The organism is Variovorax sp. GW458-11-26-14-LB1 (assembly GCF_059423965.1).
Window position 1 is genome coordinate 35,736 of the sequence record NZ_JBWKYW010000025.1, and the last position, 20,486, is coordinate 56,221.

The window sequence follows — 20,486 nt, forward strand, 5'->3', positions numbered from 1 at the left end:
AAATCCTTCATGCCCACGATCAAGATCTACCCGCATCCCGAGTACTGCCCGCAAGGCGCCGAGATCACCGCGCCCGCCGGCACCTCGATCTGCGAGGCCCTGCTCGACCACGACATCAACATCGAGCACGCCTGCGAGATGAGCTGCGCCTGCACCACCTGCCACGTGATCGTGCGCGCGGGCTTCGACTCGCTGAACGAAGCGGAAGAGGGCGAAGAAGATTTGCTCGACCGCGCCTGGGGCCTGGAGCCGCAATCGCGCCTGAGTTGCCAGTCGATCCTGGCGCAGGAGAATGTGACGATCGAGATTCCTAAGTACTCGATCAACCACGCCAAGGAAAACCACTGATGTCGCGCCAGATCGTTCTCGATACCGAAACCACGGGGCTGTCTGCGGAGAACGGCGACCGCATCATCGAACTGGGCTGCGTGGAGCTGTTCGCGCGCAAGCTCACCGGCAACGACCTGCACATCTACTTCAACCCGGAGCGCGAGAGCCACGAGGACGCGCTCAAGGTCCACGGCCTGACCACCGACTTCCTGCGCGACAAGCCGAAGTTCGCCACGCTGGGCAAGGACATCATCGAGTACCTGCGCGACGCCGAGCTCATCATCCACAACGCGGCCTTCGACGTCGGCTTCCTCAACAAGGAATTCGAGCGCGCCGGCCTGCCGCCGCTCAAGACCTTCGTGAGCGAAGTGACCGACACGCTGGCCATGGCCAAGCTGGTCTACCCGGGCAAGCGCAATTCGCTCGACGCGCTGTGCGACCGCTTCGGTGTCGACCGCTCGAACCGCACCTTCCACGGCGCCAAGCTCGACGCGCAGCTGCTCGCCGACGTCTACATCAACCTCACGCGCGGGCAGGACGCACTGCTGATCGACGTGGCCTCGAACGAGCCCGCGCAGGGCACGACGGTCGTGGCCATCGACCTGAGCCAGTTCGAGCTGCCGGTGATCGCGGCGGCCGAGCATGAACTCAGCGCGCACGAGGCCGTGTTGTCGCAACTCGACAAATCCAGCGGCGGAAAAACTTTATTTCGCCAAAACAGCTGAAAAGCTATGGCATAATCTGAGGCTTCGCACAACGCGATACGTGTTCAAGACACTGAACTCAAAAGCAGTGTCTCAGGGCGGTTAGCTCAGGGGTAGAGCACAGCATTCACACTGCTGGGGTCGGAGGTTCGAAGCCTCCACCGCCCACCATTTCAGACCTACGACAGACGGCACCATCAGGTGCCGTTTTCGTTTCAGGCGGCACCTTCGGGTGCCGTTTTTGTGGGTCCCGCGCAAATCCTGATGCCATTCAGGACGGGTCTGCCGCGCTCAGAAGGAGCGGCCTTCGCGGTTGCGCTGCAAGTCGGCCTCCACCATCATCGCGCACAGCTCCTCCAGCGTCGTCCGCGGCTCCCAGCCCAGCGTCCTCCTGGCATGCGACGCATCGCCGATGAGCAGTTCCACCTCCGCCGGGCGATAGAACTTCGGGTCGACCCTCACGAGGACCTTGCCGGTCTCGCGGTCGATGGCGACCTCTTCCTGCGCCGACCCTTCGAACCGGAGCTCGTAGCCCGCGGCCCTGAACGCCATGTCGACGAAATCCCGCACGGTTTCCGTGCGGTTGGTGGCGAGCACATAGTTGTCCGGCTTGTCGGCCTGCAGCATGCGCCACATGCCATCGACGTATTCCTTCGCATAGCCCCAGTCGCGCTTGGCGTCCATGTTGCCCAGCGTGAGCACATCGAGCTTGCCGAGCCGGATCTTGGCCGCCGCGTCGGTGACCTTGCGTGTCACGAATTCGCGGCCGCGCAACGGACTCTCGTGGTTGAAGAGGATGCCGCAGCAAGCGAAGAGCCCGTAGCTCTCGCGGTAGTTCATCGTCATCCAGTGGGCGAAGAGCTTGGAGACGCCATACGGGCTGCGTGGATAGAAGGGCGTGTCTTCCTTCTGCGGAATGGCCTGGACGTTGCCGAACATCTCCGACGTCGAGGCCTGGTAGTACCTGATGCCGCGGTCCGTCAGGCGGATCGCGTCGAGCAGGTGGAGGGTGCCCAGTCCGTTGATGTTCGTGGTGGCTTCGGGCTGGTTGAAGCTCGCGCCCACGTAGCTCTGCGCCGCCAGGTTGTAGACCTCGTCGGGCTGCGCATCGCGAATGAGCGTGATCGAACTGCCCAGGTCCGTCAGGTCGTACTCCACGAGATGAAGCTCCGGATGGTCCTGGATGCCGAGCGACTCGATGCGCCAGAAGTTCACCGAACTGGTTCGGCGGAAGGTTCCGTAGACGGTGTAGCCCTTGCCCAGCAGCAGCTCGGCCAGGTACGCCCCGTCCTGTCCGGTAATGCCAGTGACGACAGCACGTTTTTTCATGGCTTCAATGAGGTGAGAGGAAGGGAAGGGACGGGTCAGGCCGGCGCATCGACGCCGCGCTCGGCCGCGGGCTGCAGGGCCGCTTGCAGCGCGAGCGCCTCGCGCTTCTCGGCCGCGGGGCAGCGGCCGTAGGTGTCATCGAAGCGCACGATGTCGTCTTCGCCGAGATAGCTGCCGGTCTGTACCTCGATCACTTCCAGCATCGTCTTGCCGGGGTTCTCCAGCCGGTGGATGGTGCCCGAGGGCAGGTAGATCGACTCGTTCTCCCGCACCAGCAGCACTTCGCCGCCGCGCGTGGCCTTGGCCGTGCCCTTGACGACGATCCAGTGCTCGGCGCGGTGGTGGTGCATCTGCAGCGACAGCTTGCCGCCGGGCTTGACGGTCAGGTGCTTTACCTGGAAGCGCTCGCCGGTGTCGATGCTGTCGTAGGCGCCCCAGGGCCGCACCACGCGGCGATGCTCGGTGGCCTCGACCGTGCCCTCGCGCGCCAGCATGCGCACCACCTCGGCCACCTGTTCGGCGCAGTCCGCGCCGGCGACCAGCACCGCGTCCGGCGTGTCCACGATGATCAGGTCCTCGGTGCCCAGCGCCACCACCGGCCGGTGCGGCGCGTGGACGAAGGTGTTGCGCGAGTTCAGCACGCTGCCCGCGCCGCTCACGCGGTTGCCCGCCTCGTCGGCCGGGTGCAGCTGGGCCACCGCGTTCCAGCTGCCCACGTCGCTCCAGGCGCCTTCGAAGCGCACCACCGCGACGTCGGCGTGCTTTTCGAGCACCGCGTAGTCGATGCTGTCGCTGCGGCAGCCTTCGAAGGCCTCACGGTCCAGCCGCACGAAGCTGCCGTCGACCGACACCGCGGCGGTCGCGCGTTCGCAGGTGGCGAGGATGTCGGGCGCATGCGTGCGCAGGGCCGCGACCAGCGTGCGCGCCTGGACCAGGAAGATGCCCGCGTTCCAGCAGTAGTTGCCCTGCAGGATCAGCGCCGCGGCCACCGCCGCCGTCGGCTTCTCGACGAAGCGCGCCACCGCGTGGCTGGGGCCATGGCCCGTGGCCCCGGCCGCCTCGATGTACCCGTAGGCCGTGCTCGGAAAGCTGGGCGCGATGCCGAAGGTGACGATCTTGCCTGCCAGGGCTGCTTCGACGCCGCTGCGCATCGTGGCTTCGAACAGCGCCACGTCGGGAATGTGGTGGTCCGCGGGCGCAAAGAGCAGCAGGTCGTCGGGCTCGGCCAGCAGGGCCGCCGCGGCCATCGCGGCGGCCGTGTTGCGGGGCACGGGCTCGAGGATCTGGCGGCCCTGCGCGTGCGCGTTCTCGATCGCCTCGCGCACCAGGAAGCGGTGCTCTTCCGACGCAACGCAGGTGATCGTCCGGTTCAGGGTCGCGAGCCGTTCGAGCGTGAGATGCAGCAGGCTCTTGTTGCCCACGATCGGTGCGAACTGCTTGGGAAAGGCCTTGCGCGATAGCGGCCACAGCCGCGTGCCGCTGCCGCCGCACAGGACCACGGGATGAATGGTGGGGGTGTTCATGGTGACCAGCCTTTGTGTGTGCAGTGGGTGACGAACCGGATCGCTTCGTGGATGTGCCGCTCAGATCAGGCCCGTGTGAACGGCGAGGTTCACCGCCTGGGCGCGCGAATGCACATGCAGCTTCTTGTAGATGCTCTTGATGTGCACGTTGACCGTCTGGCCCGTGATGCCGAGCTTGGCGCCGATCTCCGCCGAGACGTAGCCCGACGCCACGTGGCGAAGGACCTGGCTCTCGCGCGGTGTCAGCGTCGTGTCGCGCGGCGGCGATGCGTCGTCGGCGGGCTGCGGCTCGCGGGGCTGGTGGTTCAGGCGGTGCAGCAGGCGCCGCGCGAGCCGCGGCGTGATGACGGCGCCGCCGTTCACCACGTGCAGCACGGCATCGGCAAAGCTCTGCAGCCAGGCGTTCTTCAGCAGATAGCCCGTGGCGCCCAGCTCGAAGGCGCGCAGCACGTGGGCATCGTCCTCGAGCGCGGAGATCACGATGATCTCGCCGTTGCCATGGTGACGGCGCGCCTCGGCGATCAGCTCGAAGCCCATGCCGTCGCTGAGCCGCAGGTCGACCATCAGCACGTCGAACGCATGCGTGGCCAAGAGCTTGCGCCCCTCGCGGATGCTGTCGGCCTGGCCTTCGAGCTGGATGCGCAGGTCCGACAGCAACTCCTGGGCGATCACCCGGCGCATGTACTCGTCGTCGTCGATGAGCAGCACGCGCACCGGCGATTTTTCCTGGCCCGTCATGAAGTCCGGCCATAGCCTCGCGGCGGGCGCGCATACGGGGGCGGACGGGCCCGGGCGGCGCGGCGCCATCACGGCGGGGGTGGGGTCGCCAGAGGGTGTGAGCGTGTTTTCAGCCATGTTCTTGCCCCGGTTGAAGTAAGTGAGGAACGGCGGTCGGTGCGGTGCCGTCGGCGGCGCGGACCGGGAAGCCCGGCACCGGTTCGTCGAAGCCGCGCGGGTTCGCCAGCTGCCAGCGCCAGCTGTCGGCGCACATCTGGTCCAGGCTGCGCTGCGCGCGCCAGCCGAGCCGGTCCTGGGCGTGCTGCACGTCCGCCCAGTAGGCCGGGGCATCGCCGGGACGGCGCGGACCGATGTGCACCGCGATGCGGTGCCCGCATGCGCGTTCGAAGGCCGCGATCACGTCGAGCACCGACGCGCCGTGTCCCGTGCCCAGGTTCACGGTGAGCAGGCCCCGATGCAGCGTCGCGTACCGCAGGGCCGCCACATGGCCTTCGGCCACGTCCATCACGTGCACGTAGTCGCGCACACCGGTGCCGTCGTGCGTCTCGTAGTCGTTGCCGTGCACGACGACGTGCCCGCGCTCGCCCACCGCGACCTGCGAGACATACGGCACCAGGTTGTCGGGCGGTCCCTGCGGGTGTTCGCCCAGCAGGCCGCTCTCGTGCGCGCCGATGGGGTTGAAGAAACGCAGGCACGCGATGCCCCAGCGCGGATCGGAGCGGGCGAGGTCCGCGAGCATGCGCTCCACCATCACCTTGGAGCGCCCGTAGGGGTTCACGGCCGCGTACGACGCGCTTTCCCGTATCGGCGAGCGCGGGATGTCGCCGTAGACCGTGGCCGAGGACGAGAAGATCAGCGTGCGCACGCCGGCGCGCTCCATGGCCCGCGCCAGCGCGAGGCTGCCCGCCACGTTGACGTCGTAGTAGCCGAGCGGGTCGCTCACCGAGCGGCTGACCGCCTTCAGCCCCGCCAGATGCAGCACCGCGTCGACCCCGTGCTCGGCGAACACGCGGTCGAGCACCGCCGCGTCGCGCACGTCGCCGCGCACGAGCTGCGGCTGCACGCCGCAGATGCGTGCCACGCGCTCCAGCGAGCGCGGGTCGCTGTTGACCAGCGTGTCCAGCACCACCGGCAGGTAGCCGGCCGCGATCAACGCCACGCAGGCGTGGCTTCCGACGAAGCCGGCGCCACCCGTCACCAGAATCTTTGAGTGGGTCATGGTTGGGACTCGCGCAGTGGGGATGGCGTGGCCGTGCCTCGGTCCGCCACGCAGCGAAGCAGCTCTTGTTCGAGGCGCGACAAGATGGCGTCCTGGTCGAGTTCCGTCTGCGCGAACGCGCGGCCCGCCGCACCGAGCGCCTGGCGCAGGCCCGGCGAGCACGCGAGCTGCGCGATCGCGTCGGCCAGCACGGCCGCATCGCCCGGGGGCACCACGACGCCACGGTCCGCGACCACGCGGGCGAGTTCGGTGCCGGGGTGCGCCGTGGCGATCACGGCCTTGCCGCTCGCGAACATGCCGGCCAGCTTCGAGGGCATCACGAGGTCGGCGGCATCGGCGCGCTGCGGCAGCACGTGGATGTCGGCCGTGCCCAGCAGTTCGTTGAGCCGTTCGGCGGGCTGCAGGTCGAGGAAGTGCACGCGGTCCAGGCCGGCGCAGGCCGACATCAGCGAGGCGCGGCTCGGGCCGTTGCCGCAGATGACGAAGTGAATGTTTTGCCGGTCGGCGAGCAGGCCCGCCGCCTCGGCCAGCAGTTCGATGCCCTGCTTGGCGCCCAGGCTGCCCGCATAGAGCACGACCACGGCATCGGGCGCAATGCCCACCAGCTCGGCTCTGTAGCCATCGGCCGCGCGGGGGGCGGGACGGATCGCCGAGACGTCCACCCAGTTCGGAAAGAGAACGAGCCGGCCTTCGCCGATGCCCTTGCTCCTGGCCTTGTCGACCATGGCCGCCGAGATGGTCGAAACGCGGTCGAACCTCGCCAGCAGCCATCGCTCCAGCGACAGCGCGACACGCCGCACGCCCGCGCCGCGCACGAGGCCCAGGCCGAACGCCGCATCGACTTCGAAGTCCTGGATGTGCAGCCACGACCTGATGCCGAGCAGCTTCGCGAAGCACAGCACCGCGGGCGCGCAGAAAAGCGGCGGCTCCACGACGAACACAAGATCGGGCTTCCAGCGCGCCTGCGCCAGCAGCAGCGGCATGCTCGACAGCATGAACGAGCACAGGTGCGCCACGCGCGCCAGCGCACGCGGTTGCGAAGGCACCCAGGTGGGCGCGCGCCAGACCGTGAGGCCGTTGCGCCCGGTGGTCTTGCGATAGGCCCAGGCCGAATGGCCCTCGAACACCGCCCAGTGCGGGAAGAAGGGCGGCGCCGCGATCACGCGCACGTCGTGGCCCCGGGCCTGGAGCCAGTCGGCCATCTCGCCCGAGTACTTGCCGATGCCGGCCAGCTCGGGCGCGAAGTTCATCGAGTACAGCAGGATCTTCACGGCGACCTCCCCATGGCCGGGCGCAGCAGGCGCACGATCGGAAAGAAGCCGAACAGCGCGCGCATGCGCAGCTCGTACAGCACGAAGTCGGTGACGAAGGCGATGAAGAAGACGTAGTGCGGCTTGTCCGGAAAGAGCGAGATCACGACGCCATACGAGGCCAGCCGCAGCGCGAACTCCAGCAGCGTCCACCACCCGAGCGAGCCCATCGTGGCGTTGAGCGCGAGCATCGTTTCGTGATGGACCGTGTAGGTCCTCAGCAGGAAGTACGGCGCGATGCACACGAAGATGTCGCGCGCATCGGGGCCGAGCTTCAGCAGCGGCGCGGCCACCGCCATCAGCCCCGCCAGCCCCACGAAGAGCACGCAGCCGAGCAGGAACGAATGCCGCGCCAGCCGCAGCTTCTCGATCGTCAGGTTGCCCGCGTTGGCGTCCAGCATCGCCGGCGTCTTCGTGACGAGAAAGGCCTGCACGAACTGCGAGGGCGCCTCTGCCAGAAGAAAGGCCAGCTTGAACGCGCCCACGTAGCCCAGCGGCATGAAGAGCGCCACGAGCAGCAGGTCCGACTTGCGCAGCAGGAAGGTCAGCAGCGCATACACCGTGGCGCTGGCCTGCGACGCGAGCGCCAGCACGGGCGGCCCGGCCGGCGGCGCCGCGCCGTTCGCCGGCAGGAAGATGGCCGCGCCCACGAGCACCAAGGCCAGCAGGTTGATGGCGAGCAGGTGCGCCACGCCGATCTCCAGGCCGAGCGCAGCGAGCGTCGCCACGCCCAGCACCAGCACGGTCGCGCGCACGCCCGACTCCAGGTTGAGCAGGCCCGCATGGCCCAGGCCCCGGCTGTACGACAGGCGCAGGCTGTTGAAGGCGAAGACCGCGAGCGACAGCACGATCAGCACGAAGGGCGCACCGGCCACCGGCAGGCGCTGCGCCCCCACGACGCCGGCCGCGAGCAGTGCGGCCAGCGGCAGCCCGATCGCCAGCGTGCGCACCAGGTCGCCGCGGGTCACGCGGGGCGGCACGCTCGCGGCATTGCGCGAGAACAGCAGCGAACTGCCCAGCGTGCCCACGACCAGCGCCACTTCGAGCACCGACTGGTAGACGGAGTACTCGCCGAAGCGCGCGGGCGCCACCTGCGCCGCGATCAGGAAGATCGCCAGGAAACCCGACAGGTACACATACAGCCGCGACGCGAGCGCCCCCAGCCCCAGGCGCTGCGCCAGGCGGATGCCGGGCAGGGCGAACGAGGTGCCGGCGGCTGGCTTCATGGCGTGCTCCCGTCCGCAGGGTGCTTGGCCGCCGGCGCGTCTGCGAAGCCCAGGGTGTCGGCCATGCGGCGCGCGCGCGAGGCGATCCGGTGCGCGTTGTTCTTGGCCCGGCGCGCCATCTGCAGTGCCCAGGTCAGCGCCGCGACCGTGTACACGCGGCGATGCAGCGCGGGCTGCATCGCCAGCTTGGCGGCGCCCTGGAAGTGCAGCGCGAGCACGCGCACCGTGTCGCCCGCCGGCGTCTGCAGGCAGGGCTGGCCGTCGACGAAGGCCAGGCGCTTGGCGCCGCCGCGCACGCGGAACTCGCGCACGAAGTGGTTGGTGCCGCCGTTGACGTTGTGGTCGATCACCTGGCCGTCGAACACCCGGTTGATCGGCACCGTGTTGCCGCTGGCCTGCGCCCACAGGTACAGCAGCGTCATGTCGGACACCCCGCCGCGCACGCTGCGGGTCGCGAAGCGCTCGGCGATCTCGCGCAGCTGGTGCAGGCCGGCGGGCGTGCTGTACATGCGCAGGAGGCAGGCGACGAAGTCCTGCAGGCCGGCCGCCGTCCAGTAGCTCACGTGCGGCGAGATCTGGCAGGGGTTCCAGCCGTCCGTGGGCAGGATGCTGGAGCCGGAGAAATCGGCACTGCCCACCAGGCGCGCAATGTGGGCGCCGACGCCGTTGAACAGCAGCACGTCGCTGTCGATCAGCACGAAGGCACGGCAATCGGGGTGCGCTGCGAGATGGTTCGCCAGGAGGAAGTAGCGCCGGAAGCAGATCTTCTCGAACGCCGGCGTGTTGCTCGACAGGTGCACGTAGGCCTGGCAGAAGCGTTCGTACGCGGGCCCAGCGTCCGTATCCGACAGGACGACCAGCTGCTCCTGCGCCATGGCCGCGGATTCGCAGCACAGGCGCAGGGCCGTGTTCTGGCGGTCTTCCACAACGATGAAGGGGAGGGCGTGGTCCATGGTCGGGCAAGCGGGTTGGTACGGGTCAGGGCCGCGGCGCGGTGGCGCTGCGTACCAGCGCGACGTGGGCGGGAAGAAAGTGGAAGTCGGCGTCCAGCGGCATGTCGAGCGTGAGCATTCCGCCCCGCGCGTTCGCGTCGCCGATCCAGCTGCGCAGCTGCGCGGCCGAGAAGCGCGGCGCACTCGGTTGGGCCCAGGAGGCGCCCAGCGGCGTCAGCACATGCAGCCGGAGTTCGGAGGGCGGCGAGGCCAGGCGTGCGGCGGGCTGCAGGTACTCGCCCGCCATGAGGTTCTGGCACGGCGCGCTCTTGAGGCTGAAGCGCGCCGCCCCCTCGCCGGCGTTGAAGGCCAGCCACCGGGTGGGTGCGCCGCTGCGCGCGGCAGCGCAGAACCGCTCCCAGTCGCGCGCCGTCATGCCCGTCGTGTTGTAGACGCCGTCGAACCACCAGCCGGTGGCGAGTGGGCCGTAGTGCTGCGACCAGCTGTCGATCACCGCCGACCAGGCGGCGATGAAGCGCGTCGGCGGTGGCTGCTGCTCGGAGACGTCGCCCAGGCATTCCATCAGGTAGGCATCCCCTTGCGGCGCACGGAACGGCAGGTAGAGGATCAGCGCGATGCCGTGGCGGCGCAGCGCGCGGCCGATCTCCATCGGCAGGTCGCGCGGCGAACGGTGCGCGGCGCTGCGCGGGCACAGCGCTTCGAGGGCGGCGTTCGGCGCGATGAACTGGCCGTTGTTCTGTCCGAGCGTGAGGATGAGATGGCTGGCGCGCATCCCGGCGAGTTCGGCGGCGAAGGCGTCGACGTCGAAGCGCCCGATGCCGGCGATGGACTGCTTGTCGGGCAGGTAATGCACCATCACGCCGAAGCCCGGCACGCCCTGCGTTTCGGGCAGTGCGGCGACGGCCGGCCGCGCCCACGCGGCCAGCCCGAGCGCCAGCGCCGCGAGCGCGCGAAGCAGGGAGCGTGCGCGGTTCGTCATGGCGTGGCCCTCGCCAGCGACGCGTCGCCGCGCTTCAGCCTGAGGTAACTCGCGGCCACCGCGCCCGGCGTGCAGGCCCGGGAGAGCGACCATGCGGGGCGTGTGCGCTGGTGCGCGGCCAGGTAGCGCTCGATGCTGCCGAGGCCGACGAATTCGTTGCCGATGAAGAACGCGTAGCCCGCGAAGAGCTCGCGGTGCACCGGAAGGTCCGAGAGCAGCAGCGGCACGCCCAGCGTGGCCGCCTCGGCGGCCGACAGGTTGAAGCCCTCGAAGGTGGACAGCGAGATGAAGGCCGTCGCGCCCCGGTACAGCCGCAGGAGTTCGTCCCGCGACACCAGCCCGCGGTGTCGCACGCAGCCGCGGAACGCGGGCGCCATGGCCGAGATCATGCGTTCGACCTCCTTGGCGCCGTTGCCGGTGATGTCGAGGTAGTCGACCAGGCCCTGGCGCTTCATGCGCACGAAGAGCTTCAGGATGCCTTCGAAGTTCTTGTGCGGGTAGTAGTGGTAGGCCGCGATCAGGTAGCGCCCGTCGGGCGCTGCCGTGCTGTCGGCGCTAGCGGCGACGGCACCCGCATCCACGGGATTGAAGATCACCGCCGGGTGCTCGCAGCGCCTGAAGTGCCGCTCGAAATCTTCCTGGCTGCTGCGGCTGATGAAGACCACGTCGGCGGCGCTGCGCGCGACGCGGCGCAGGTTCCAGTCGAGCCAGAGGCGCTTGCGCGCGCTGAAGTACTGCGGGTACGACTTGTACTGCACGTCGTGCACCACCACGATCGAATCCCGGTGGCGGCCGAAGGGCGCCAGCAGCGAGAAGGGCAGGAAGTAGTTCGGGAACAGCGAGTACACGCGCTCCCCGCGCAGCCACCCGCGCATCAGGTGGATGTTGTAGAGCAGTGTGTCGAGGATGAAGCGGCTGATCTTCAGCCGCCGTGCGGCCGCGTACAGGTGCGGATGGCGCTCGCTGATCGGCTGCACCTCGTGGCCCGGCGCGTCGCGCATGCTCTCGAGCAGCACCTCGGACACGTTCAGCACCCCGCCCGCCGACGCGTTGAGCCGGATCGTGTCGTAGAAGAGGTAGGTGGCCATGGTCGCTCCTGCGTGCGTGCGTTCTCATGCGGTCGGCAGGCTGGCGCGCGCCGGGCGGGGGGCCGGCCTGCGGAACCACGCCGCGAGGCTGCCGGCGACGACGGCCGCGACCAGCCCCGAGACGGCGAACGGTCCCCAGCCCAGGATCGGCCCGCGCAGGAACGGCACGTAGGCCGCCAGCAGCACCAGCGCGCACAGGTAGCCGGCCGTCAGCGTGCGTTGCGGGTCGACAGCCTTGTCGACGAGGCGAAAGAGCGCCGAGACCGCGAAGCCAAGCAGGGCCGGGCCCGCCAGCCCGAAGTCGAAGTAGGCGGTGGTGAAGGGCGGCAGCGACAGGTTGCTCTGCGAGAAGTTGCCCAGCACGGCCGGCCAGCCGAGCGGGTCGTAGCCCGGGAACATCTTCAGTTCGCGCGGCAGGATGAAGGAGAAGGCCGAGAGCAGGTAGCGCCCGTAGCCGAGGTCGGGCGAGGGCGCGCGCTCCAGGATGCCCGCGACGACGAACATCGCGTCGAAGTCCTGGCTGAAGGGGTACGACGCCAGCTCCGCGCCCCACATGGCGTCCCGCGAGATCAGGTTCAGCACCGGGCCCAGGCCCGCGATGGCGCCGAAGATCACGGCGGCGAGCGTCCACCGGTGGCGCCGTCCCAGGGCGTGGATGAGCAGCGGAAGCAGCCCGATCAGGATGACCTGGCGCGCCGTGTTGACCGGGTTCGCGGCGATGGCGGCCAGCGCGAAGGCGAGGCCCGCGACGCACCAGGCCCACAGCGTGCGCTGGCGCGTGGCGTGGATCGCGAGCGCCACGCAGCACAGCAGCACCATGAGCTTGGGCAGCGTGGAATAGACGATGTACTGGACCGGCGCGCTTTCTTCTTCGGAAATCACGCCGCGCGCCGTGAAGTTCATGTCGGGGCGCAGGAAGAGCATGGCGAACGCCACCTCCAGGCAGGCCAGCAGCAGGAAGGGGTGGGCGACGCCGGCACTGAGCGCGCGCTGCGCCGGCCGGGGCGTGGCGGGCGGCTCGGGCAGGCCCAGCCGGGCGGCTTCCACGCCGGCCATGTACAGCAGCACGAGCATCAGCCCCTGCGTGTGCGCGGCCTGCCCGACGATGCCGACCTCCCAGAAGTCGGTGTCGGTCGCGATCTGCATCGCCGGCGCCAGCGAGAAGTAGATGAGAACCGCCGTGTAATGGATCAGCAGGAACACGCTGTCGCTGGCGGTGCCCAGCATCGACAGCTGCACCACCGTCAGCACGAACACCACCCCGTAGCCCCAGACAGGATCGATCAGCCCGCACAGCGCGGCGCAGACGATGCCGGACCAGAAGACGAGGGTTCTCATGGCGAGGTCCGTTTCTGCTTCAGGCGTGCTCAGCCTCGGCGGCGGTCCGGCGCGCCGTCTGGTAGTCCGCATAGGTGCGGCGCAGCCCTTCGGCCAGCGGCACCGTGGCGCGCCACCCGAAGCTGGCTGCGCGCGACACGTCCAGCAGCTTTCGCGGTGCGCCGTCGGGCTGTGCCAGGTCGTAGTGGATGCTGCCTTCGTAGCCCACCACCTCGCGGATGTGCTCCACCAGCTCGGCGATCGAGACGTCCTCGCCCGTGCCGAGGTTGATGTGGCCGCGCATCGGATCGGTGTGCTGGTCGTAGGCGGCGCGCGACAGGTTCATCACGTCCAGGCAGCCCTCGACCATGTCGTCCACGTAGAGGAATTCGCGCCGCGCCCGGCCGCTGCCCCAGATCAGCACGCTCGGCGTGCGGCTGATCTTGGCCAGGTGAAAGCGCTGGATCAGCGCCGGCACCACGTGGCTGTTCTCCAGGTGGTAGTTGTCGCCGGGCCCGTAGAGGTTGCTCGGCATCACGCTGCGGAAATCGACGCCGTGCGTGGCGCCGTACTGCCGGTTGTAGCTCTCGCACAGCTTGATGCCCGCGATCTTGGCGATCGCGTAGGGCTCGTTGGTGGGCTCGAGCTTGCCGGTGAGCAGGGCCTCTTCGCGGATCGGCTGTTCGGCCAGGCGCGGGTAGATGCAACTCGAGCCGAGGAACAGCAGCCGCTTGACGCCGGCGAGAAAGGCCTGGTGCGTGAGGTTGGCCGCGATCAGCAGGTTCTCGTAGATGAACTGCGCGGGGTAGGTCATGTTGGCGTGGATGCCGCCGACCTTGGCCGCCGCCACGTAGACCTGGTCGATGCGCTCGGTCGCGAAGAAGCGCGCGACCGCCGCCTGGTCGAGCAGGTCGAGCTCGGCGTGGCTGCGCGTCACGACCTCGTGGCCGAGTTCGCCCAGGCGCCTCGTGAGCGTCTGGCCGACCATTCCGCGATGACCTGCAACATAGATTCGCATGGCGTTCTTTCAGTGAAGGAAGAGGGGACTGCGGGTCTCAGCGCGAACCGCGCGCCCCGAGCACGACGCGGAAGGTCTTCAGCAGGATCACCACGTCGCGCAGCAGCGACAGCGTGGCGACGTACTCGGCGTCCATGGCGGCGCGGCGGCGGTAGCTCACCTCGTTGCGTCCGCTGATCTGCCACAGGCCCGTGATGCCCGGGCGCACCGCGCAGTAGTACGCCCAGTAGGGGCCGTAGAGTTCCTTCTGCGCAAACATGCACGGGCGCGGGCCGACCATGCTCATGTCGCCCTTGAGCACGTTCCAGAACTGCGGGAACTCGTCGATGCTGTAGCGGCGCAGGAAGGCGCCGAAGCGGGTGATCCGCGGGTCGTGCTCGAGCTTCTGGAACTTCTCCCATTCGCGCCGCGCTGCGTCGTTCTCGCGCAGGTGGCGGGCCAGCAGGGCATCGGCGTCGGGCGCCATGGTGCGGAACTTGTAGAAGCGGAAGATTCGCCCGTCCCGGCCGTAGCGCGGCTGCACGTAGATGGCCGGGCCGCCCGAGGTCAGCAGCACGCCGAGGGCGATCAGCGCGTAGGCCCAACCCAGGAACAGGAAGAAGGCGCCCGCCAGGAGGATGTCCATGGCGCGCTTGGCGGCCTGCAGGAGCCGCGAGCCGCCCACCGGCACGGGGCGGGCGGCGCTGCGGTGCGGCGTGCGTGAAAGGTGCGTGCTCATGATGTCGCGCGCTCCGGTTCGGCGCGGGGGGTGTGCCCCAGCGCGGGCGGATAGATGTTCGGCGGCAGGCCGTAGGGCCCGTAGTCGTAGCCGTAGGCGTTGTGGCGTTGCCGCGCGTCCTGCGCGTTGAGCACCACGCCGTGGAACGCCGCGCCCACGTGCGCCAGCCGCTTGGCACTCTCCACCAGGTCGCCCAGTTCGCTGTCGCCGGCGCGGGCCACGAGCATCAGGGTGCCCACGTCCGGTGACATCGCCACGGTCTCGGTCGCCAGCAGGATCGGCGGCGCATCGATGACCACGGCGTCGTACAGCGCCGAGAGGGTCTCCAGCAACCGCGTGAACGCACTGGAACCCATCATCGTGGCCGGATCGAGCGGCAGCTTGCCGGTGGTGATCACGTCCAGGTGCGGCAGCACCTGCGCATGCACCGCTTGCGCGAGCGTGGCGGTGCCGGCGATCAGCTCCGACAGGCCGGTGGTCGCCTTGAGCCCGAACTGGCTCGCCAGCTTGCCGCGGCGCATGTCGGCGTCGATCAGCAGCACGCGCCTGCCGGAGGCCGCCAGCACGGCTGAGAAGTTCGCCGACAGGAAGGTCTTGCCCGCGCCCGGCGTGGCGCTGGTCAGCAGGATGCGGTTGTTCTGCGCGCCCGCCATCAGGAAGCCCAGCGCGGTGCGCAGCCTGCGCACGCCTTCGAGCGCCGGGTCGTCCGGGTGCGAGGCCGCCAGCAGCTTCACGCCGGGCTTGCCCTGGCGGATGGCGCGGTCGAGCGTGCCCTGCCGCGTGCTGAGTGCGATCGTGCTGTAGACGTTCAGGCCGGTGCGCATCTCGATCTCGTCGGGGGTGGCGACCGTGTTCTTGAGCACCTTGCGAAGCACCGACGTGACCGCGCCCAGGAACAGCCCCACGACCAGCGCCAGCGCCATCACGATCACCGCCTTGGGCCGCACCGGCTTCTCGGGCGACAGTGCCTGGTCGAGCACGCGCACGTTGCCGATGCGGCCTTCGCGGGCCAGGCGCATCTGCAGCGAGCTGTTCAAGAGCGATGAATAGAGCTCGGTGTTGACCTTGATGTCGCGCTGCATGCGCAGCGAGTTCTGCTGCAGCATCGGCATGCGGCGGATGCGGTTGTCCACGCCGCCCAGCTCCTTGCGCAACGAGGCGATCTGCGCGTCGAGCGTGATCAGCATCGGGTGCTGGCTGGTGAAGCGGCTCGCCAGGTCCAGGCGCTTCTGGCGCGCGTCGAGCAGCTTGGCCTGCAGGTCGACGTTCTGCGACAGCGCGTTGCGCGCCTCGTCGTCCAGGCTGATGGTTCCGTTCTGGTTGCGGTACTGGTTGTAGGCCTCTTCAGACTGTTCCAGCTGCTGCTTGAACTTGGGCAGCTCGGTGCCCAGGAAGTTCAGCGTGCGCTCGGCCTGCGCGGTCTTCTGGTCGATGTTCTGGCGCATGTACAGGCGCGCCACTTCGTTGAGCAGGTTTGCCAGATGCTCGCGGTCGTCGGTCTGCCAGCTCACGTCGATCACGCTGGACTGCTTGCCCTTCTCGATCACGCGCAGCTCGCGCTGCAGCTCGAGCATGGTGAGCTGCGTGGAATGCCGCGTCAGCTCGAAGGCGCCGCCGGGCCGGGCGTCGATCGAGGCCACGAGCAGGTGGACCGTGCCGCCCGGCACCGAGCTGTCCTGCGGCTCACCGACCCGGCCGTGCAGCGGGGTGTCGAGGTCGGGGTGCGTGAGGGTGTAGGTGCCGTCCTTGCCAGTGGTCAGCAGGAATTTCTTGCCCTCGAGGGCCGGCGGCACGTCCATCTGCGCGACCGCGATCCGCTCGGTGCCCGACACGTAGCCGCGCATGCCGAGGAAGCCCGGCCTGGACAGCGTCTTCGAATGCCGTGCGATGAAGGCGCCCACGACCGGGATGTAGTGCGGCCGTGCCTTGATGAACAGCTTGGTGTTCTCGATCGCCTGGCCGAGCACCATGCGCGACTTCAGGATCTCGGCCTCGCCCGAGGTCGGCGTCTTCACGCCCACGCCGTTGACCGCGGCATCGCCCGCGCCGCCGGGCGAACGTTCGGCGTCCTCGAGCTGGATCAGCACGTTCGCTTCGTACACGCGCGGCCCGAAGAGCGCGTAGCCCGCGCCCAGCACCAGCACCGCGGCGGTGACCGAGGCGATCAGCCATCGGTTGTCCAGCATCAGGTCGACGTATTCCTTGAACCGCGAGTGCGGGCGCTCGGGTTCCGGGCTGTACGGTGCGGGAAGCGGGGGGTACCAACGCGCATTCATGGGCTTCACCTTCTTTGTCGTGTTCGGGCCGGGGCTGCGCGGCCTACCTGCTGCGGGCGGTGTCGCGCGCGAGGTTGATCACCTGGGCGGCGGGAAGGATCAGGTTGGCGACCCGGTTCCACGAGACCAGCGGCACGCGGTCGACGTAGACCACGTCGCGCGGCCGCAGCTCGAAGCGGTCGGCCAGTGCGAGCGCGGCCGGGTTCTTCGCGTTCAGGCTGAAGATCTGCGGCGTGTCGGGCGTCTGCGGCGAGTTGCGGATCACGTAGATCTGCCCGGGGTCGGCCGTGAGCAGGTCGGGCCCGCCCGCATCGCCGAGGGCCTCGTTCAGGCTCATGCGGCCGTTGCGCATCAGCAGCGCCGAGGGCCGCAGGATCTCGCCCATCACGTAGATGCGGCTGTCGTCCCGGCTGCCGACGTACACGATGTCGCCGTTGCGCAGCGGAATGTTGTTGGCGTCGGCGCCGAAGCGCTTGAGCTGCATCAGGTCGATGACCACCGTGCGGTCGCCGCGCGTGAGCGTCACATGCGAACGGTCGCCCCCGGCGGTGATGCTGCCCGCGCGGTTGAGCGCCTCGGACAGCGTCATCGGGATGTCCGTGAAGATCTGCAGCCCCGGCGTGCGGACCTCGCCCTCGACATAGGCGCGCTGGCTGCGGAACGACTGGATGCGCACGCTCACCAGCGGTGCCTTGATGATGCTGCCGATGCGCTTGGCGATCAGTTCGGACGCACCGCTTTCCGTCAGGCCCTGCAGCCGGGTGCGGCCGATGTAGGGAAAGCTGATCTCGCCTGCGGCATCGACGATGAAGCCCGGCGCCACGGTGACGCCGGTCGGGTCGCTCTGCTGCGCGATCACCGCGCCCAGGTTGGGCTGCAGCTCGGGATTGTTGTAGACGGTGATGCCCACCACGTCCCCCGGCCCGATGGTGTAGGGCGCGGGCCGGCCGAACAGCGCCTTCACGTCGGGCGGGATGCCCGTGTTGCCGGCGAGTTGCGCACGGACCAGCTCCGGCGTGATGGCCGCGATCCTGCCGCCGGCCGTGCCGTCGGCCGACTGCAGCGGGCCCGGCGTGCCGAAGCCGGGTGCGCAGCCGCACAAGCCGAGCGACAGCAGCAGCGCCATGGCGCGCGACCGGAAGCGGCCACCGGGAAGGGCGCGGGCGCCCTCGGTGGCGAGGAGGCGCTCGCCGCGCGGGTTCGCTGGGGTTGCGGATGTCATGGCAATCTCCTTGGCTTCGGTTGTTGTTTCAGGGCGCGGCGAGCGTGGCCGGGATCGCGCGCGGGGTGCCTGTCGCCGGGCGGTCCTGCCGCTGCGGGCTGCCGGTGGCCAGACAGTGCTCGACGACCCAGTCGCCGACGGACTGCAGGAAGAGCTGCTGGCCCTTCACCGTGCAGACGGTGTGGTCCACGTCCCGCATGAACTCGTACTGCAGGCCCTGCATGAACGGTTCGCGGCGCAGGGCGCCGAGCTGGTCGCGGTCGCGGTCGCAGACATGCAGCGATCCCGAATACAGCAGCTGCACCGCCACCTCGCGTTCGACCAGCCGCTTCATCGTGGCTTCGAACCAGATCGCGTTGACGTTGGGCGGCCGCCGGTCCACGAAGTAGCCCGGCAGCGGCTTGCCCACCGTGCTGCCCGGCAGATGGCGCAGCACCCAGCGCCGCGCCTTGCCCGGGAACGACGGGTGCAGCGGCGCCGCGAGCGCGCGGCGCACCGTGAGCTCCCAGCGCGTGCGCCGCTGCGGGAAGGCAAAGCCGTCGAACAGCGAGAGCGCCACCATGCGCGCGTCCACCGCGGCGGCCGACATGGCGTGCTCCACGCCCGAGCACATGGCCACGGTCGCGAACTGGCCGATGCCCTGCATGCGTTGCACGAGGTCCATGGCGGCCTGGAGGCTGTGCACCGCGCGCGTCTGCAGGTCGGGCCCGGTGTTCAGCGCCTCGCTGTCGCCGATGCCGCCCAGGTCGAAGCGCAGGCTGCCCACGCCGCGCGCGGCCAGCAGGTGCGCCAGCTTCACGTTGATGCGGCGCGGCCCGACGCGGTGGTTCGCGCCCATGTTGAACATCAGGCAGGCGACCGGCGCCGCCGCGCGCTGCGCGGGGACGGTGAGCATGCCCATCAGTGCGTTGCCGGGGCCGAAGCACACCGGGGTCTGCGTCATGTCATTCATGGATGGCTCCCTGCAGGCGGTTGAGCGCATCGGCCGGCACCATCGCGCTGTGGGGAAAGGGGTCGGACGTCCAGTCCAGCGGGTGGCTCAGGTAGGCCAGGCGCACCGGCATGTGGCGCGACTGCTGCTCGGCCGCCCATTGCGCGGTGGACGTGTCGTCGGGCGGGGCCAGCACCAGGGTGTCGTGCAGGGCCGTGAGCGGCAGCGACTGCGGCGTGAGGGCGCGCAACTGCGCCTGCAGCGCCGGCGAGAGACGCACGCCCAGCGCCTCCTCGGGCAGCGCGTCCGGTTCCCGCGCGAGGCTGCGGCGCCAGGACAGGTCGGGAATGCAGAAGGTCGTGTCGATCGCCTCGACGTGCCGCTCGCGCAGCAGGCGCGCGTAGCCCGGTCCGTCGATCACCGGCTCCCAGAGCACCAGCCGCGCCGGGTCGCAGCGCCCGTTGCGCGCGGCCAGCACGGCCAGGGTGGCACCCAGCCGCGCGCCGATCCACACGATGGCGGCATGGGGTGCGTGCCGCCGCAGCTCCTCGTGCGCCGCGCAGAGGTCGCGGCGCCAGCCGTCGAGCTCGCCCTCGCTCTCGTCGCCCGGCGAGTCGCCGGAGCCGTAGAAGTCGAAGCGCAGCGTGGCGATGCCGGCGCGCGCGAGGCGTTCGGCCAGCACCTTGAAGAAGCGGTGGGTGCGCAGGCCCTCCTGCCCGAAAGGCGGGCACAGCAGCACCGCGGTGGGCTCGCCCCGGTGGTCGTCGGCGGCGTGGAACGCGCCGAAGACCTGGCGCGAGGCCGGCCCGAACATGAGCGGCGTGAAGAGGGTCATGCGACACCCCCTGCGCATCGCGCCTCGCTCATGCCCTTGCGCGGATTCAGGGGGCGCGTGCGGCGGCCTTCGGGGTCGGCCTGCGAGGGCCGCGCGCGGGCTTCGGTATGGCGCCATTCGGCGAGCGAGCCCACGCTGTCCGCCCGTGCGGGCGCCGGCCCCAGCGCCAGCACCAGGATGCGTCCGGCCACCGGCAGCTCGACGCTGCGGCTGTCCGGTGCCAGGCCCACGTCGAAACTCTGCGGCGACACCAGCAGGCCCACGCCGATGGCCTTCAGGCAGGCTTCCTTGCGGGTCCAGCAGGTCAGGAAGGCACGGTCGCGTTCGTCGGCGGGCAGGGCGGCCAGCGCCTCCTGTTCGCGCCGCGTGAAATGCGCCGCCGCCAGGTCGGCCGCGTCCGGCATCGGGCGCAGCAGCTCGACGTCGGCGCCCAGCGGGCCGCGACCGCCGATGGCGATCAGCGCCAGGCCCTGGCTGTGGCTCAGCGAGAACTGGGTGCGCGGATGCCCCGCGAGCGACGGCTTGCCGAAGGCGCCGATGGCCAGCGTCAGTGCGTCGGGGGCCAGGCCCGTGTACGCGCACAGCGCCTGGCGCAGCGCGACATGGGCCGCCACGAAGCGCTGCCGGTCGACGGGAAAGCGCAGGTTCTCGGCGCGTGCGCGCTCTTCCTCCGACAGGACCTGGGCGGGCAGGGTGTCGGTGAAGCTGTCCAGCTCGACGTACCGGCAGACCGGTGCGTCGATGGACAGTGCGTTGGCGGCGCCGGTCAT

At 69.7% G+C, this 20,486-nt stretch carries 19 protein-coding genes and 1 tRNA gene; 3 read left to right on the top strand and 17 right to left on the bottom strand.

The window, feature by feature from the left end; translation table 11 throughout:
• The first annotated feature begins 9 nt into the window (after positions 1 to 9).
• The 3 genes from fdx (at position 10) to AC07YS_RS17685 (ending at position 1,205) form a co-directional block, all read left to right on the top strand.
• Complete coding sequence (fdx, locus tag AC07YS_RS17675) at positions 10 to 348, top strand: ISC system 2Fe-2S type ferredoxin (protein WP_070061051.1); 339 nt, start codon at positions 10 to 12, stop codon at positions 346 to 348.
• Positions 348 to 1,055, top strand: coding sequence for a DNA polymerase III subunit epsilon (gene dnaQ, locus AC07YS_RS17680; RefSeq protein ID WP_095745690.1), 708 nt, complete (start codon positions 348 to 350; stop codon positions 1,053 to 1,055). Before fdx ends, dnaQ begins: the two co-directional genes overlap by 1 nt.
• Before the next feature lie 75 nt (positions 1,056 to 1,130).
• A tRNA-Val gene (locus AC07YS_RS17685) sits at positions 1,131 to 1,205 on the top strand.
• Positions 1,206 to 1,325: 120 nt separating this feature from the next.
• On the opposite strand, the gene gmd is transcribed toward AC07YS_RS17685, so the two are convergent.
• Genes gmd through AC07YS_RS17770 form a run of 17 tightly spaced genes read right to left on the bottom strand, consistent with a single transcriptional unit; the run spans position 1,326 to position 20,486 of the window.
• Positions 1,326 to 2,363: a GDP-mannose 4,6-dehydratase gene (gene gmd, locus AC07YS_RS17690; protein WP_495268587.1), complete on the bottom strand. Its 1,038-nt coding sequence runs from the start codon at positions 2,361 to 2,363 to the stop codon at positions 1,326 to 1,328.
• Positions 2,364 to 2,398: 35 nt separating this feature from the next.
• On the bottom strand, positions 2,399 to 3,886 hold the full coding sequence (locus AC07YS_RS17695; RefSeq protein WP_495268586.1) for a mannose-1-phosphate guanylyltransferase/mannose-6-phosphate isomerase: 1,488 nt from the start codon (positions 3,884 to 3,886) through the stop codon (positions 2,399 to 2,401).
• A gap of 60 nt (positions 3,887 to 3,946) precedes the next feature.
• On the bottom strand, positions 3,947 to 4,693 hold the full coding sequence (locus AC07YS_RS17700) for a LuxR C-terminal-related transcriptional regulator (RefSeq protein ID WP_070061303.1): 747 nt from the start codon (positions 4,691 to 4,693) through the stop codon (positions 3,947 to 3,949).
• Between the two features lie 40 nt (positions 4,694 to 4,733).
• Positions 4,734 to 5,843: a UDP-glucose 4-epimerase GalE gene (galE, locus tag AC07YS_RS17705; protein ID WP_495268585.1), complete on the bottom strand. Its 1,110-nt coding sequence runs from the start codon at positions 5,841 to 5,843 to the stop codon at positions 4,734 to 4,736.
• On the bottom strand, positions 5,840 to 7,114 hold the full coding sequence (locus AC07YS_RS17710) for a glycosyltransferase WbuB (RefSeq protein ID WP_495268584.1): 1,275 nt from the start codon (positions 7,112 to 7,114) through the stop codon (positions 5,840 to 5,842). Before AC07YS_RS17710 ends, galE begins: the two co-directional genes overlap by 4 nt.
• The gene (locus AC07YS_RS17715) at positions 7,111 to 8,379 is read right to left on the bottom strand and encodes a polysaccharide biosynthesis protein (protein WP_495268583.1); all 1,269 of its coding nucleotides are present in this window, start codon (positions 8,377 to 8,379) and stop codon (positions 7,111 to 7,113) included. Before AC07YS_RS17715 ends, AC07YS_RS17710 begins: the two co-directional genes overlap by 4 nt.
• Complete coding sequence (locus AC07YS_RS17720; protein ID WP_495268582.1) at positions 8,376 to 9,332, bottom strand: hypothetical protein; 957 nt, start codon at positions 9,330 to 9,332, stop codon at positions 8,376 to 8,378. Before AC07YS_RS17720 ends, AC07YS_RS17715 begins: the two co-directional genes overlap by 4 nt.
• 25 nt (positions 9,333 to 9,357) lie before the next feature.
• Positions 9,358 to 10,311 carry a hypothetical protein gene (locus AC07YS_RS17725; protein WP_495268581.1) on the bottom strand — a complete coding sequence of 318 codons (954 nt, stop codon included), beginning with the start codon at positions 10,309 to 10,311 and terminating at the stop codon, positions 9,358 to 9,360.
• On the bottom strand, positions 10,308 to 11,399 hold the full coding sequence (locus tag AC07YS_RS17730; RefSeq protein WP_495268580.1) for a glycosyltransferase: 1,092 nt from the start codon (positions 11,397 to 11,399) through the stop codon (positions 10,308 to 10,310). Before AC07YS_RS17730 ends, AC07YS_RS17725 begins: the two co-directional genes overlap by 4 nt.
• A 24-nt stretch (positions 11,400 to 11,423) precedes the next feature.
• Positions 11,424 to 12,737, bottom strand: a complete 1,314-nt coding sequence (locus AC07YS_RS17735) for a hypothetical protein (RefSeq protein ID WP_495268579.1) — start codon at positions 12,735 to 12,737, stop codon at positions 11,424 to 11,426.
• Positions 12,738 to 12,756: 19 nt separating this feature from the next.
• Complete coding sequence (locus AC07YS_RS17740; protein WP_139704932.1) at positions 12,757 to 13,734, bottom strand: GDP-L-fucose synthase family protein; 978 nt, start codon at positions 13,732 to 13,734, stop codon at positions 12,757 to 12,759.
• A 37-nt stretch (positions 13,735 to 13,771) separates the two neighbouring features.
• Complete coding sequence (locus tag AC07YS_RS17745; RefSeq protein ID WP_095947192.1) at positions 13,772 to 14,452, bottom strand: sugar transferase; 681 nt, start codon at positions 14,450 to 14,452, stop codon at positions 13,772 to 13,774.
• A complete protein-coding gene (locus AC07YS_RS17750) occupies positions 14,449 to 16,728 on the bottom strand; it encodes a polysaccharide biosynthesis tyrosine autokinase (protein WP_495268578.1) in 2,280 nt (759 codons plus the stop codon). Before AC07YS_RS17750 ends, AC07YS_RS17745 begins: the two co-directional genes overlap by 4 nt.
• A gap of 43 nt (positions 16,729 to 16,771) precedes the next feature.
• Positions 16,772 to 17,950 (bottom strand): polysaccharide biosynthesis/export family protein, encoded by a 1,179-nt coding sequence (locus tag AC07YS_RS17755; protein WP_062473261.1) that lies wholly within the window; start codon positions 17,948 to 17,950, stop codon positions 16,772 to 16,774.
• Between the two features lie 28 nt (positions 17,951 to 17,978).
• Positions 17,979 to 18,902, bottom strand: a complete 924-nt coding sequence (locus AC07YS_RS17760) for an alpha/beta hydrolase family protein (protein ID WP_495268577.1) — start codon at positions 18,900 to 18,902, stop codon at positions 17,979 to 17,981.
• Positions 18,895 to 19,716, bottom strand: coding sequence for a serine aminopeptidase domain-containing protein (locus AC07YS_RS17765; protein ID WP_369629150.1), 822 nt, complete (start codon positions 19,714 to 19,716; stop codon positions 18,895 to 18,897). The genes AC07YS_RS17760 and AC07YS_RS17765 overlap by 8 nt, the downstream gene beginning before the upstream one ends.
• Positions 19,713 to 20,486 (bottom strand): 4'-phosphopantetheinyl transferase family protein, encoded by a 774-nt coding sequence (locus tag AC07YS_RS17770; RefSeq protein WP_495268576.1) that lies wholly within the window; start codon positions 20,484 to 20,486, stop codon positions 19,713 to 19,715. Before AC07YS_RS17770 ends, AC07YS_RS17765 begins: the two co-directional genes overlap by 4 nt.